The sequence below is a fragment of the Legionella drancourtii LLAP12 genome, assembly GCF_000162755.2.
Lineage (GTDB): Bacteria > Pseudomonadota > Gammaproteobacteria > Legionellales > Legionellaceae > Legionella > Legionella drancourtii.
This window is the reverse complement of record NZ_JH413796.1, coordinates 1-15,569: the sequence shown is the minus strand read 5'-3', so window position 1 is coordinate 15,569 and position 15,569 is coordinate 1. Positions and strand designations below refer to the sequence as shown.

Below are 15,569 nucleotides of genomic sequence, written 5' to 3'. Positions count from 1 at the left end.
AGCGTATGATATCACTCGTGAATCAAATAAGTGATTGGCTGGTAGGCAAGAAAAGCCTGGCTGTGCTTACAGAGCAAAGCATCAAAAAAAGATTTGAAAGCCCTAATCCGTCATTTCCCGATATGCTTTCTATTGTTGATTTTAATGACGAACTCAATCTCTTCTTACTCAATGACGGCATCAGTATTGGTTCAGGCTTTGAGTTAGCCAGTATTCCGGCAGAAGCAGCCTCCAAAGAACATTTGAATGCTGTCTTTAACAAAATCAAAGATACGTTTGCAACCGTTGTTCCTTTGCATAAGGAAGATCCCTGGATTATGCAAATGTATGTCAATGACGAGTATTGTTTAAAACCAGTCCTTCATCATATTCAACAAAGCATTGCACCAGAAATTGCCACAACACCGTTTACCCGTGATTATCTGTCTCGTCTTGATGATCTGTTTTCCAAAATGACCAGACCGAATGGTTTGTTTGTTGATCCCAAAACCGATGCGCCTTATCGTGGCAGACGAAGACGGGTACGGGTTTTGTTTTACCGTTTATATCAACAAACCCAAACAACACGCGACAATGCCCTGATTGAGCATCAGGAAGTCATCGCACAAATTGAAAGCAAATTAAAATCACCTGGGCTTCAACTGAAAAGACTAACCGGAAAAGATTATTATCAATGGTGGGTACGCTGGTTTAATTCTAATCCAGAGGAAATCCTGAGCCGCTTTCCTTATCCCACAAACAAAAAACCTGCCGGATACAGTTTAAGCCAGAATGTTTTGTTTCATGAACCTCAAAGTGCTGAGCAAGGCTTCATTTTTGATGGCACTCATCAACGTATTTTGTATGTTGATGGATTAAAAGAAGCACCCGAAATTGGGCTTATTTCTCGTGAGAAATCTCAAGCCAATCCGAAGCACCGATATGCTTTGCTGGATAAATTACCAGAGGGAGCAACCTATACCATCCAAGTTACCTTTGGTAATGATGAAACTTTGGATGCTCATTTGATGCGTCTGGAAAAAGGAATTGTTGGAACCAGTCTTAAGCCACAGCAAGTCAGAGAGGATATCAAAACAGCACGCGATGAACTGTCTATGGGAAATCGTTTATTTTGGGTCAATCAGGCCATATTTTATCGCGCTCAAACAAACGAAGAAGCTCTTCAGATTGAAAAAGAACTCAAGGACTTATTTATTGAAGCCAAAATGCCTTTGATTCCTTCCTGTTTTGACCTTCACCCAATGAACAGTTATTTGAATGCCTTGCCTTTTAATTTTATCCCTCAATACGCTCGTCAGTATTTACGTTTTGACAGGCTGATGTATGCCTCAGAATTGGCAGCACTGCTGCCCGTTTATGGCCGTAATCAAGGTGCAAGACACCTGCCCTGCTTCACCTTTTTAACCGCTTGGGAGAACCAGTGCTGTTTGATGTCTTGCATCATGATTTTATCAGCCAAAACTCCCATATGGCATTATTTGCCAATTCGGGTGGCGGTAAATCAGTGGCTACAGGCTGGATGATTAATTCTCTTATGGCCACCAAAAATGCACGCATCATTCTTTTTGAAATGGGTAACTCCTTTGATCGTATGCTCATTCACGCCAAAGCTCATGGCAAAAAAAACCAAGCAGTTGTTACTCAGCAATAAAAAAAGGTGAAGCAGTTCCGTTAAATCCATTTTGTGAGGCATACAAAGCAATTCCTGAACTCAGCGACAATTTAAACGCAGCAGAAGCAGCTCGCATTGCTCAAAAAATGATGGAATTAAAAGGGAATCTTGCACAACCAGCCAATGTGAGCGAATTTGCCAATGATGAAGGTTCACAAAGCTATTTGGCAGAGCTTGCTTTAGCTTTACGGACGATGATTACCGAAGCCAATGCATTGGAAGAAGAGCAATTTACCTTGGCGGATGAAACACTCTTAATTGAAGTATTAAGCGATGCTATTTTAACTTCATTCAACAATGATGTGCCACAAATGTTGACTGAGCATGTGGTCGCCGCTTTTAAACGGCGAATAGAACTAGAAACGGTTGCCCGCAAAAAAGACCGTATTCTGGATATGCATGACCGCTTGAACAGCTATGTAATTAATAGTGCCAAATCACGCTTTTTTAATGTGCCAACAGAGCCCTTAGGCGACTTTGATATTTTCCACATTGATATTTCAGCCATTAAAGACGATACCGGAAAACTGGCTTTGGTTATGGTGTCTCTATTGCCTCGAATTCTGGCTATGGCAGAGGCAACCCAAAACGATAACAGACCTACCTTTCTCTTTATTGACGAATCACATCTGCAATTTCAAATTCCCTCCGTTGTCACCAGCTGTCTTTTGGTAGCGAAAGTCGCAAGAAAACTCGGATTGTGGCTTGTTGCCATTACGCAAAACGTCACCGATATGAACTCAGAAAAAGCCACCAAAATTTTATCGCTGATTGAAACCTGGATTTTATTAGGTCTGGATGAAAAAGAAATTAATGACGTCAAACAATTTAAACAGTTAACTCCGCAACAAGAAGACTTAATCAGGGACATTGATTCACAAAAAGGCTTATATGCGGAAGCGGTCTTGTTAGGTTCACGTTATCAAGGATTATTTCGTGTCATTCCACCCCGTTACCTGCTTGCCCTTCTTATGAATGAAAAATCAGAAAAAGCAGAACGTTATGCCTTGGAGAAAGAACATGATGTCCTTAAAGCTGCTGAACTTATTGCGGAACAACTTGAGAACAAAAAACAAAGTCAAAACAATGATGCTTGTTTCTATGATGATTAGCACCAATCTTCATGCAACAGAGAGTATAGAGCCTCCTCACTCTATCAGCAGTTTTGGTATTGCAACTAAAGTTTTAAGCAAACTCTTTAGCAACAGCCACTATAAAGTGATCGGCTCTTGCACTTGGGCGGTAGGGAGATTTCCTCCTAAACTGGTGGCCGTTCCTGCGATAGAACAATTCATGCCGGATTTGATTGTCACTGTGGCCAATCGCCCTGAAACCAATCCCTGGATTGAGGCAAAAGCTCTTTATGAAAATCCAGCAAGCCAAGCGCTGTATCAGAAAGCCTATAAATTAGCGACTGGTTCAGAACTAGGTTTTGGTGATGCTGCTGGCCAAACCAATGCCATGCACATGAATGAAGAACGTACACGTGTTGTGGATGTTATTGGTAGTCCAGCTGGTTTGTATCGTTTACCGTATCTATCACATAAACCTGAAACACGTTTTGGATACCCCTACTATTTAAGCGAAGCCGATGCAGTATCAGATCGCACAGAATTAGCTGAAATTGCTTATATGGCCACCCATCCTCATTTGCTATTTAACCACGATATTGGCAGCACAACCCAAATCTGGGGGCATGAAATCCCAAGATTGATGCGAGTGACTCACCCCTCACGATTTAGAGCCTCTATGGTCGCGGCCTTACATGCCGCTGACATTGTCACCAATAAAAACAGCCTTCATGTGACTCAAAGTACCAACAATGCCTGTGGTCCTAATTGCGTGGTATCTAATGTGATATTTGATGCACACAACAAAAACATCATTTGGCAAGAGGTCTACCCAAAAAACCGCAACATCAATTTCAATGATGCCACTGATATGGGCATAGAAGATGAGCAAGCCGGAAATGGAAATTATGTGTTTGTGATTTGGCGCAAATACCGAGGCTGCATTCAACATGAAGGGAAATTTATCCGCTCACTTTCATTCCCCAAAGTGGGTTTCCTCAAAAACGTTAGGAGTTAACGATGCAAAAACTGTCTCTTTCTTTACTGGCACTACTATTGCCTCAAACCCTGCTGGCAACCTCGTTTATGCCCAATGAATCGGATTATTATTACAAACTGGGTGGTTCATCCAATCTTTATATACCTCCTGTTAATAATGATCAAACGCTTACTATTGGTGGTATCGTCGATGGACGACTAGGTTTTACCTGTAGCGGATTCAATCCGGTAGTATCCATTACCAATACTTTTCAGGATATGAAATCCTCTGCCATGAATATTCCAGGTGGGATTATTGATAATCTCAAGGGTTCAGTGGCTGGTTTTCCACTTTATAAACTGCAACAGTCCATGCCCGCTCTTTATAACGTACTGCAAAATACCGCAGCTTATGCGCAAAATGAATTTAGCGTCAAAGTTAAAGATTGTCAGGATGTAAAAAAGACATTGGAAGAAGGCCAATCGCCAATGGAAAGCATGTTGTCTGTCTCAGATAGTCAGGGTTGGCTTGAGGCAGCTAAACGTGCAAAAACCCAAAATGTCGATGTGACTTCCACAGCGAAAAGCATTGCCCAAAAACGAGATGAATACGGACTGCCCTGGATAGGTCAAGAAAGTGGCAATGCGGGCGGGAAATATCAACGTCCGATCAAAGTCATTAATGACGTAGTGATTGCTGGTTATAACATTTTATTAAACCGAAAACCGCTTAATAACGATAAGAAACCAGACACTAGAACACCTATGACTCAAACCTGGCCAACACCCACCGATGCAAGCCAGTGGGCAGTCAAAGTATTAGGCGATCTTCATGTGAGTTCTGCGAATGATGCAGACAAAACCAAGCATGATGCCAAAGCAGGCATTGGTTTATCTGCATTATTGCAAAGCTGCGACAGCTCTAATACGTGCACCTCTAATGTATCTAAAGCGCTATGGAATCTAGTAGACAGACAATGGCCGCTGACTGAGGAAAAACTCAGAATGGTCAGCGCCTCCAATTTGATGATTACTGATGAAATCATCATCACCATTCAGCGTATGCCACGCGAAGAACAAATCCTAACCGTTTCCAAACTAGCAGAAGAAATTGCCGTACAAAACATGCTAGACAAAGCCTTAATGATGCGCCGCATGATACAGGCAGGATCACAGGTACAAGAAGTGCAAAATTTAAAGCCCGCTTTAGACATGGTGAAGTTCGCCTTAAAAAAACTGGATGACGATATTCATTCTTTGGCTTTCGAAAATGAAGTACGTAAAAAAATGATGACTGAAACGTTAGGTCTTCTCATGGATTTGCGAGGCAATGACATCGCAAAAGGATTGCCTGGTGATGATCATGAGCAATCACAGGTTAAAAATGGCGCGGTCTACGTTAAACCTGCGAAAGGAGCATGAGATGATTGTATTTAGCCCTTTGTCGCTATACACCACCTATTTAGGCTGGCAACAATACGAGGTTATTTTCAATGCCCTGTGGCAGACAGGATTGTTATATCTGGGCTTTCTTATGGTGGGGTATCGTTTCCTAAAAAATGTGCTAGCACCAAGTGGTGCAACACATCATGCAGCAGAACATGCCTTGAATCATTTCCTCTATGAGCTGGCTGTAACTTTTTTGATTTGTGGGATATTTATTTATCCTTGCGTGCCGTTAGAGGAAAAGGCCATGACGTTTAAACCCATGTGTGGCATCAAAAAAGGAAGTGACGCAAAAACATCAACACTCAAAGATACAGGAACAACCTACGATGAAGCCTTTGCTGATGTATTAACCAACAACGTCAAAATGCCTGTGGGCTTTGCTATTCTGCAAAACTATATGTCAGGTATCACTTATGGATTGATGAGAGTAACTGGCTGCACAGACAGTTTGCAGGCTATTGAAGGCGATTTAATCTCAACTTATCTGCCTGCGGATGTACGCAAACAAGCATTAAAATTTCATAGGCAGTGTTTTCTGGAAGCGCGTAGCAGTTATAACAATGAGCCTCCCGATCAAAAAAAGGTTGATGATATTTTAAAAAAATACGGTGGTGAGGAGGATTTAACTTGGGTTGGCTCTAAAGTATATCAAACACTTTATTACGATAAGATTTACGCCAGACAGCCCGTACCAGGTTTTACCTTCAACGAAGCGCCTAATAAAAATTTAGAAAAAGCAGCTGAACGGGGGGACATTGATGCAAAGCATTTACCAGAGCATGGCTATCCCACTTGCAATCAATGGTGGAAAAAACTAAGAAATGATCTGGTACTGGTAGCCAACAACGCGAGTGTTTTTGACAGTCATCTTAACTACTTTGCTGTCTTGGAGAGAGTACGCACCTTTAAAAAAAATCATCCAAAAGCCTGGGGTTCACAACTTAGCTCAGAAGAATATATTGCTAAGATGTTGCTTAATGACAGCCGTGATGTACAGGCCAATAGCGTTAAAAACCTGATGAATAATACCAATGGAGCTTTAGGTGGCGCACTGTCTCATGGGCTGGTCAACATCGGACAGTGGACTAAATCATGGACATCAACCCCATTAAAGCGTGAAGCCATCATGCAAACGCTACCAGTCATGCAGGCTTTTCTTTATTTTTTCTTGATTATACTGACTCCTGTCGTTTTGGCTTTAAGTGGTTATAACCCTAAAGCATTAGGCAGTTTATGTGCTTTGTTTATCATGACGATTTTCCTGCAATACCTTTGGCATTTAGTCGGGTTTGTAGAGCGCAGTGTGCTCGATCCATTAGGTCAGAACGATGCGATTGCAGCCATGCGCAATATGGCGGTCTTGTTTTACTTTATCGCACCCATGTTGCTCTTGAAACTGTCGAGTCATTTTGGTGGTGAGGCAGGCGCAGGACTTGCGGGTTTAGTCGAGAATGCCGCTCAACACAGCAATCAGGTAGCAAGCTCGGGTGTTGAAACCTTAAAACAGGGGGCAAAAATAGCAAGCATGGGGAAAATAAGATGAATACCTCTCAATCAATCGCCATGAATATGTTCGGCAAACTCTGCTCCACTAATAACGCCATCTTCATAAAGCTGTCGAGCTTTTCCTGCGGTCAAACGTGTTTTTTTATCGTCATCCGATGCAAAAGCAACAATAACTTGCAACGCAATCATACTAACCTTGCCAAGCATTTTCAATGCCTTAAAAGCCGTAGACTGCGCTGGTTTCGTGTTCCTAATCATAAGGAGTGTTCCCATGTCCAATAAACATATTAGTCGATTCATTATAGGCATAAGCAAAACCGTTCTGCCAGTAGTGCTTATTTTATTGCTAGCACCTCAATTCATCCGATTCAGCTCTGAACTCAATAGTGCCAGCCACTTTTTTCAGGCACATCAAATAAAATTTCTTATCATTCATAGCTTTTTTTATCTCGCTTTATATTGCTGCTGGCCAAGATTGATTACTGTTCTTAGTAATCGTTGCCACCATGAAATTAATGATTCTCAAATCAAATTAGCGTTGCAAGCCAGAAACTATTTATTGGCCGCTTTAATCTTTTTTGAGTTGTTGGTTTGGTGGAGGTAATGATGAGCCAATACCCTGTTGAAAATCTATTACGAGAACCCACGGAACTTTATACCAGTTTAACTTGTGGTGCACTGGCAACACTGACCATAACACAGCCTTATCTTTTTTTACTGACTCAAGGTATGGGTTATTACGCAGGGTTAAGCCTCATGACTCTAAGCCTTATACGAGGCTATCAAGGATTGCGTATTAAACGCTATCATAAAAGATTAATTGCCATGCCGTATTACGCTTTATCTACCACAGAAATTCCAGTTTCAAAGAAATGGCTTTTTCTTGGCAAAGGTTTTCGCTGGCTTCCCCATCACACTCAACGCCTTCAGCAAATCAAACAAATTAGAAACGAATCGTTTATGCAACGCAGTATCTACTATCGCGCAGCACGAAACTATTGTAAAAACCATGAGGAGACTCTATTGGCCAAACTCCTTAATAAACCATCACAATTAAATCCATTTAGACCTGATCCACCCGTAGGAGGCAGCTCCTATCTGCATGGATTAGGCGAGCAAGACAGCTCTATCGCTATTCCACAAGAAGTACGTGTTGGGCATACCTTTGTAGTAGGTACAACTCGCGTGGGTAAAACACGACTGGCTAGTATCCTAATCAATCAGGATATTAGAAATGGGGACGCGATTATTGTTGTTGATCCCAAGGGCGATTTAGATTTAGTGCGCGATATGTACTCTGCCTGTCGTGCTAGTGGAAGATTGCATGATTTTAGAGTGGTACACTTAGGTTTTCCTGAATTATCCGCTCATTACAATCCATTAAAAAACTACGATCAAGTCAGTGAAGTCGCTACGCGCATTACCGATGCAATTCAAGCCGAAGGTGAAGGCAAACAGTTTGCCGCGTTTGCCTGGAAATACGCCAACATCGTGGCACTTTGTCTTGAAGAAATGAGGCAACCGATTTCTTATAGGTCTATAGCATTTTATGTTAGTCGTCTGGATCAACTACTCATGACCTATGCAGATTTTACACTGCCTACACACGATCCAAATTATCACGAAGCAATAGATGAAATCATAGCCAATAATGATTGCCGCATAGACAAATACGGCAAGACCCCACCACCTATGAGTCGATCAAAAGCAGTCGTTCAATATTTGCAAGAATACATCAGCAAAACTATTACCTCTGGTAATGTTGAAAGCCTTCATGATCAAGTGATCATTGATCTGTTTGATGCCGCCATCATGGACAAAAGTTATTACGATAAAATCACAGCCAGCATTGGCCCTGTATTGTCTGAAATTAATAAAAGCAATGCATCAGGCATCTTTTCGTTTCAACAAAGCTCTTGCGAAATTGAACTAATGAGTGCCATTAAAAACAAACAAGTCATCTATATCGGATTAGACAGTCTAACAAATCCCAACATCGCTCAAGCAGTCGGCAAAGCCTTCTTATCTGATTTGGTATCCACCGCAGGAAAAATATATAAAGAAAGTAACGCACACTACCGCCTCAATTTACATTGCGATGAGCTTTCTGAAATCATCCAAGACTCTTTCGTAAAAATTTTAAACAAGGCGGGTGGGGCAGGATTTCAAGTCACAGCCTATGCACAGACTAAACAAGACTTGGAAGTAGCTTTAGGCTCAAAAGCCAAAGCAGAAGTAACCGAGGGAAACCTAAACACCCTTATCATGCTACGTGTCAAAAATGAGGAAACAGCAAATTTATTAGTCAAAGTTTTACCAAAAGTTGACGTAGTTGATTACTCTCAAGTGTCTATGGTCAACGACACCCCACACGGAGAGGACGGTGTTTACTTCAATACCACCAACGAAGATCGAGTACAAACTACGCAAGTCAACATGATTGATGTCAACGACATCATCTCGTTACCCAAAGGTCAAGCCTTTGTTTTAGTGAATGGCGGAGAGCTATATAAGGTAAGAATCCCCTTACCTGTTAACGATGGATTAGCCCCCAAGGATATCAAAAGTGCTATTCGTGCAATTAACCAATTGAATGATAACCTTGGAGATTAAAATGAAAGCAGAAATAACTTTAAACCTTCGTACACGGGAAGTGTATAAGTTATTCGAGAGAAGGATTAGTGGAGATAGACTTTTTATTGAGGCTATTTTGCACAAGATGAACATCGTCATTGGGCGATGTCGCAGGCAAGAGCCAGCAGCTCTTAAAATGTTGTATGAAATGGAGCAACAGATCAATGCGCTAACCCAGGAATTTGCTTCTGAAATTAAACACTTTGAGATGCTTCTTTCTAAGAAAAAAGAGTTTAAAGACAAGCAGATTAATTTTGTGGTGCAGTTTTATCCGAGGATTATCGTATGCAATCCCCTAAGTATGAAATTAGCTGAGTTGATTGAGGTTTATGACCAACTCATTGCGACTTTGAAATTACTTCGGCTTGCCGGGTGTTTTGAGACCGATCAAACATACTTCACCCACATGAAACAAAAACAAAAGCTTACTAACCAATCACTCAGTAGAATTATCTCGGGCTGAATGAGAGCCAAATATGGCATTGAACTATAAACTGACAATGCCATAAAAAAAACGATTCAATCTGACATGATTAGGTCGATGATTTATCTTTTTCAAAATCTTTAAATATTGCCTCTGCTTTTTTCTGTTGTTCAAGAAGATTGCAGTAATGCTCTCGCATAGAAACATCCTTGGCATTTTTACACAACTGCTCAAATGTTTTTACGCTACTTTTTTCGGCTTGATCCGCAAAAATCAGGGTAGGGAAACACAATAAAACAAAAATCAATTTTTTCACAATTACATCCTTAATGAATACAACAATACTCCAAGCAAAATTTCTGAATGAACCCTTGCTGAGTTTAGAATAATACAATAGCGCTTATTAGCGCAACTTTTATCCAAATGTTTTTAATTTGGGTTAACTGGCAATGACTGTTAAATTTTTTCCTGTTGTTTCTCTAACATATAGGTCAGTTGCCCCTAACAACGCAGCAACATCATTACTTAATAAATTAATATCCAGACCCGGTTGAACTATGAAAATTTTATATTCTTTTTTCAGCCTACCTCCGTGTACTTTCAAATGATCAAAACTCCTATACTCCCCTTGTTCTATACGTGAGGATTGATCTTGATTTATACGCTTTCTCTCCCTCGCTTTAAGATGATTTATTATGTTATCGAGTTCACCTACCCATTTGCAATTTTTTATCACTTGGCCACACACTTCATAAAAATCACCAATTCTTGATCCTGCTAAACTCTTTTGCGAGAATTTAAGATGGTAAAATTCTATTAAAAGGAGTCCATTTTCTTCTTTAAAAGCAACTATATCTGCAATTTCCCCAGCCCCATCATCATTAAAAATAAACCAGTAATTTTTTTGTTTTAATTCACTGAGTAGCACATACTGTATAGAGTTACTATCCTTCGTACTTCCTTGTGACTCCTTACGAATATCTATAGTCCATTCAAACTTAACGAAACAATCCTTATGTATGTGTGGAATGGTATATCCTTCTGGTCTTACAATATGAAAGCTATCAAATACTTTAGAACCATCAGAAAAATATACTACAGGCGAACAATTTTGAGAAAACTCATCATGTAAGGCTACTTGAGAAAAGTCCTTTTTAACTATATTTATTTCTTTGTTACTAGTTTTTTTAACAACATAAGATTGATTTTGAAGTACATATTTATAGGAAACTTCGATATTCTTGAATTGAATAATAAATGCTATTGAATTTGATGTGTAATCAATTAATTTTATCTCAGCTTCATCTAAGGAAAATTTTTCGTCACCAATCACTAAATTTATTTCTGACAAATCACCATTTTTATAGTAATAATCAGGCCAATCGATTGCTATAGGAATCAAACCAACTGGAAAAGTACTTATTTCTTTAGTGCGCAATACTTTGTTAAGAATTGAATTTGGATCTATTGTGGGATCCTTTAGTTTTTGCCCTATATCATCACACCACATCATCCAATTTACTAAGGATGTGGATTTCATCGACCAAATTCTACCTTTATAAGAACACCCTAAGCTAACTTTATTTCCGTTATAATATCCCTTGCCAAATAGATTAGATTTATATGAAGCTCCTTGTACTAATTCATTAATTGCAGATTCAATATCGATACCAGTATACATTACATAACGGAGAGGGCCTCTTCTACCTCTGTTTAAACCTGCGTTCTGCAAGGTTAATCTTTCAATGTTTCCAAAACACTTAAAAACATTATCTCCTTTAAGCAGCTTTGCTTTTTTAGATATACACTGAGCAAGCTTTTGTCTTGAACCTGACTTCGAAGAATCATGGATAAAAAGCATGTTGTTTTTTTGAGTTAGATAAAGCACGATGAGACGCCACTCAGGTATTGTAAAATTACCTTGAGGAGACCATTTTGTTTGAATTTCAATCTTTGTTATTAAAATTACTAACTGTGAATCTGAAAAAGTTATTTTTGAAATAAGCTCTTCGTGATTTTCAAGGACAAAGGATGTTTGCTCATTAAGATTAGCTTTATCAACTTCATATACTACTGTACTAAGCGCCATGTTAATGTTGTCTAAAGGAATATCTGCTCCCATTTTACTAGCACTTAATTCCATTTTTTGGGTTTCAATTTCATGTTGGATACGGCTTTCACTGATGCGCTTTAAAACCATGTTCCAATCAGGATCTTCCTTGTATAAATCTTTGAGAACATCCTCAACATTTTGATCACAAATATTAGCAATGAATGTAGGATCGCCAAGATCATCTCTTCCTCGAATAAATCTCCCAGCAAATTGTAAAGTAATTGCTAAGCTTTTATGTATATCATGAAGTGCGCAAATTTTTAGTTCGGGCAAATCAAATCCCTCACCAAGCATATCGACACAAACAATAATTTTATGTTTTTTTGCAATAATTGCCTGCAATTTTTTATCTCGTTGAGGTACGCTGCTATGTATCAAAATTGGATTTAGAGCATCATAGTTTTCTTGATATATTTTGAAAACTTTGTCAGCCTTTTTTTTTGTATTACATCTAGCCATTAAAATATGATTAAAACCAGATGATAAATCTTGTCTAAGCCGAGATACGGCCTCTTCTGCAATTTTTCTATCTGCTTTTTCTTCATGAATTTCATAGATAGCTTTAAAGTTAATTGGCCTAAAAAAGCCTTGTTCTTGTGCAACTGATATTGGGTAATTATAAATAAACAACCCCTCTATTTTTTTTCTATCTTCTCTAAAGGGTGTTGCAGTAAATTGTATTACAGGCTTATTTATAAATTTCTTTTTAATAAGCTCCCATGTGTTAGCTCTTATGTGATGAGCTTCATCTACGAAAAGATGTGAGCATTCTTTAAATAGCTTAGTACGTAACTGCTCATCAGCCTTATTTAAAGATTGTGGAGTAGTCACTATTACGTTTGCTTTTAAGGCAAGATCTAACTCCTCTTGAGTTGATATTCCCCCGGTCAGTAATGCTGTTATAGGATTTAACGTATTTTTATTTATAGCTTTTAACTCTCGTAATCGACCTAAGCATAAAAATTTTTTAAATGTTTGCTGTCTTAAGCTAATGGTAGGAACTATAACTAGGGCTCTTTTTACAGGTAAACTACATATTGACGCTAACATAGTCTCTGTTTTTCCTGTACCAGTAGGCATTACAACCGTGGCATCTCCTGATTTATGATTTGTACAATGAGCTAAAATTGAAAACAATGCAGAAATTTGAGGCTGACGTAAGCACAGTTCGCTCTCTGCGTTAATTGCATCAAAAGGAACTACACTTAAACAACCGCGCCATGATTTATATATTTGCTCAATAAGATCCGTATCAAGTTCTTCATTATTACTGACTGTGTCTAAGGCCAGATATGCGATTAGAACAGATTTAGCCTCTTTTCGAGTGAGCTTATTCTCAAATTCAAATAAATCAAGCTTAGACATACTGACTCTCTTTAATTGCAAACTCATTCAAATATAGCATAATTACCCAGCAATTTATTTAAGCATCACAACAGGCTGCGTCACTGCTATATCCGCAGTGACGCAGCCGAAGGACTGCGAAATTTTCAAATAAATTCAACATACTACTCTTGATTGAGCAATCGCATGCAACGCGATTGCTCAAAATAATCATCAAAATCCCCTTGTCCAACACAAATCGTTTTGCTAATCTTTCATTAAGCATAACTGATGAGTCCGGCGCAATTCCGGCGAAACCTCAATAGGTCTTATGCAATAGCCACCCTCATTCCTTAATCTTGTGGCAGAACGATAAGTCGGGAACACAACAACACCTGCACTTTGCAGGGCTCATTGCAATCAACGTAATGTAATTCTTAAGAATTGAACCACACAATACCTCTTCTGTATTGCCCCATGCGCAACAATGAATTCGTATAGACTTTGTTGCCCCCTAAACTCATTTCAACCTAAGGAGGCCATCCCCCAAAAAACTCAGTAGTACCGATGTTATCAGGTCAATATAAGTTTGCAGTTTAAAACTGATTTGCCCCTGAACTGAGCCTTGAGGCTTCATGCCTGGTACCGCACTCTTGCAGGCCGCTCTACCAACACTAAACCAATATCAGGGCAAATAGTTTTAGAGGTTATACCAATGAGAAAAAACCAACTCAGGCAACAAGTTGATCATTATTGCCATCATGATCACACTGGATCATACCGAGCCAGAAAGCACCGTCATTTTGTGCTTCACAAAATGATTCGTGATTTATTTCATATAGGCCATGTTCCACCAAAATGGCATGCTATCACTCACGAACATATTCAACGCCTTGTTACACATTGGCAAAAAGAGCGCCTCAAGCCATCAACTATAATGAAGTACATGACTATCATCCGTGATTTTTTTCAAAAGATTGAGCATGCCATCCCAGATATTAGCAATCAAAGCATGGGAATTAAAAACCAAAAATCCAGCTCAACAGGAATTCATTTACCAGAAGATATTTCTGATCGGCTAGTAAACCCTACTGCAAAAATATTGATCGAACTACAAATTCATTTTGGTTTAACTTTAAGTGAAGCAATGCGTCTATGCCCAACCATTCACGTGCAAGAACATCAACTATGGATTACAAGAGATATTGCTACAAACAGCCACGATAGGACGATCCCTTTTAGAAATGAGGCACAAATAGAAACGAAAAACTCACTTTTAAGTTTATGTAGAGAGCAAAACCTAATTCTAACGTATGGGTATCATTCTGTACGCGGCGCGTACAGTAATGAATTGAAAGCAGTAGGTGTACCTTCATCCAAGAGCTATCGGGGTGTTTATGCCAAAAATATGTATCCAGAGCTGAGCAAAACTCTATCCCCTTATTTAGCAAAGCAAACCATCCTGCGCGAAATGGGACTACAATCCAGGCGAACGCTTTGGAGTTATCTTAATGAGTAATACAAAATTGCGCGCAGCAAAATTTTCAATTAACGAACTGGTTAAAAAAGCTCATGGCCATTCCTATGCAAGCCAAGCAGACATGCGCCATATGCTCTTTCGATGCGTCAAAGATTTACATGAGCTAGGGTATAAAATCGGTCACATTAAAGGATTAAAAGCAAAGCACATCTATGTGCTGGTGGAACATTGGAAATCACAAGGCAAAAATCCAGGAACAATTAAAAACTACATGTCCAAACTACGAAAGACAGCTTATTTACTGAACGATCCAAAACTGGTTAAGTCAGATAATGCGGCGTACAGCATTAACAAGCGTTCGTATGCTTCAACCATTAATAAAGCAATTCATCATATCGATTTATCCAAATGCACCGATCCTTATATTAAGCTGTCATTAGAGGGTCAAAAGCTCTTTGGCCTACGCCGTGAAGAATCCATGAAATTTACATTAAGTGAAGCTCATCATGGCAATCATTTAATCATTAAACCTAGCTGGACAAAAGGAGGTATTGGACGCACATTAAACATAACGAAGGAAGGTCAACGGCAATGGTTAGCCAAGGTTTCTCAACTTGTTCGCGCAGGAGAGTCACTTATTCCGTCCAATAGGACTTATAAGCAACACCTAAGTTATTACGAAGAGCAAGCAAAAGCTATGGGGGTCAGTAAACTACATGGTTTAAGACATGCCTATGCGCAAGAGCGATATAGAGAGCTGACTAAATCCTTTGATCCCAATAAACAAGGAATGGCATGTCCATTTGAAGGTGGCAAAAAATTTAAAGAAATGAATGCAGCGGAAAAGGCAATAGATCGAAAAGCACGTCAAATCCTCAGCTTTGATATGGGTCATTCTCGCATTTCAATAACAAGGATCT

General features: G+C 39.3%; 10 protein-coding genes and 2 pseudogenes. 9 read left to right on the top strand and 3 right to left on the bottom strand.

All coding sequences use genetic code 11. The features are described from left to right. Nucleotides 1-5: 5 nt before the first annotated feature. From LDG_RS00815 to LDG_RS00800, 4 genes and pseudogenes are all read left to right on the top strand, one after another. A pseudogene (locus tag LDG_RS00815) lies at nucleotides 6-2,784 on the top strand (conjugative transfer ATPase). Continuing rightward, nucleotides 2,759-3,753: pseudogene (locus LDG_RS00810) on the top strand (TIGR03756 family integrating conjugative element protein). The pseudogenes LDG_RS00815 and LDG_RS00810 overlap by 26 nt, the downstream one beginning before the upstream one ends. 9 nt (nucleotides 3,754-3,762) lie before the next feature. Continuing rightward, nucleotides 3,763-5,142: an integrating conjugative element protein gene (locus LDG_RS00805; protein ID WP_006869171.1), complete on the top strand. Its 1,380-nt coding sequence runs from the start codon at nucleotides 3,763-3,765 to the stop codon at nucleotides 5,140-5,142. Between the two features lies 1 nt (nucleotide 5,143). After that, the gene (locus tag LDG_RS00800; RefSeq protein WP_006869170.1) at nucleotides 5,144-6,712 is read left to right on the top strand and encodes a conjugal transfer protein TraG N-terminal domain-containing protein; all 1,569 of its coding nucleotides are present in this window, start codon (nucleotides 5,144-5,146) and stop codon (nucleotides 6,710-6,712) included. 11 nt (nucleotides 6,713-6,723) lie between these two features. Here LDG_RS00800 and LDG_RS00795 read toward each other — a convergent pair whose 3' ends face one another. Further along, on the bottom strand, nucleotides 6,724-6,933 hold the full coding sequence (locus LDG_RS00795; RefSeq protein ID WP_040534089.1) for a hypothetical protein: 210 nt from the start codon (nucleotides 6,931-6,933) through the stop codon (nucleotides 6,724-6,726). 13 nt (nucleotides 6,934-6,946) lie between these two features. Here LDG_RS00795 and LDG_RS00790 point away from each other — a divergent pair, with 13 nt between their 5' ends. The 3 genes from LDG_RS00790 to LDG_RS00780 are packed head-to-tail and all read left to right on the top strand — an operon-like array spanning nucleotide 6,947 to nucleotide 9,772. Further along, on the top strand, nucleotides 6,947-7,279 hold the full coding sequence (locus tag LDG_RS00790) for a hypothetical protein (RefSeq protein ID WP_006869168.1): 333 nt from the start codon (nucleotides 6,947-6,949) through the stop codon (nucleotides 7,277-7,279). Between the two features lie 2 nt (nucleotides 7,280-7,281). Continuing rightward, nucleotides 7,282-9,288, top strand: coding sequence for a type IV conjugative transfer system coupling protein TraD (gene traD, locus LDG_RS00785; RefSeq protein ID WP_006869167.1), 2,007 nt, complete (start codon nucleotides 7,282-7,284; stop codon nucleotides 9,286-9,288). Nucleotide 9,289: 1 nt separating this feature from the next. Further along, the gene (locus LDG_RS00780) at nucleotides 9,290-9,772 is read left to right on the top strand and encodes an AcaB family transcriptional regulator (protein WP_040534087.1); all 483 of its coding nucleotides are present in this window, start codon (nucleotides 9,290-9,292) and stop codon (nucleotides 9,770-9,772) included. 70 nt (nucleotides 9,773-9,842) lie between these two features. On the opposite strand, the gene LDG_RS00775 is transcribed toward LDG_RS00780, so the two are convergent. Beyond that, nucleotides 9,843-10,049 (bottom strand): hypothetical protein, encoded by a 207-nt coding sequence (locus tag LDG_RS00775; protein WP_006869165.1) that lies wholly within the window; start codon nucleotides 10,047-10,049, stop codon nucleotides 9,843-9,845. Between the two features lie 123 nt (nucleotides 10,050-10,172). After that, nucleotides 10,173-13,211, bottom strand: a complete 3,039-nt coding sequence (locus tag LDG_RS00770; protein ID WP_006869164.1) for a DEAD/DEAH box helicase — start codon at nucleotides 13,209-13,211, stop codon at nucleotides 10,173-10,175. Between the two features lie 673 nt (nucleotides 13,212-13,884). On the opposite strand from LDG_RS00770, the gene LDG_RS00765 reads away from it, so the two are divergent. After that, nucleotides 13,885-14,688 carry a phage integrase N-terminal domain-containing protein gene (locus LDG_RS00765; RefSeq protein ID WP_040534072.1) on the top strand — a complete coding sequence of 268 codons (804 nt, stop codon included), beginning with the start codon at nucleotides 13,885-13,887 and terminating at the stop codon, nucleotides 14,686-14,688. After that, nucleotides 14,681-15,569, top strand: an 889-nt coding sequence (locus LDG_RS00760) for a phage integrase N-terminal domain-containing protein (RefSeq protein ID WP_040534071.1), incomplete at its 3' end; no start/stop codon positions are given. The genes LDG_RS00765 and LDG_RS00760, both read left to right, overlap by 8 nt.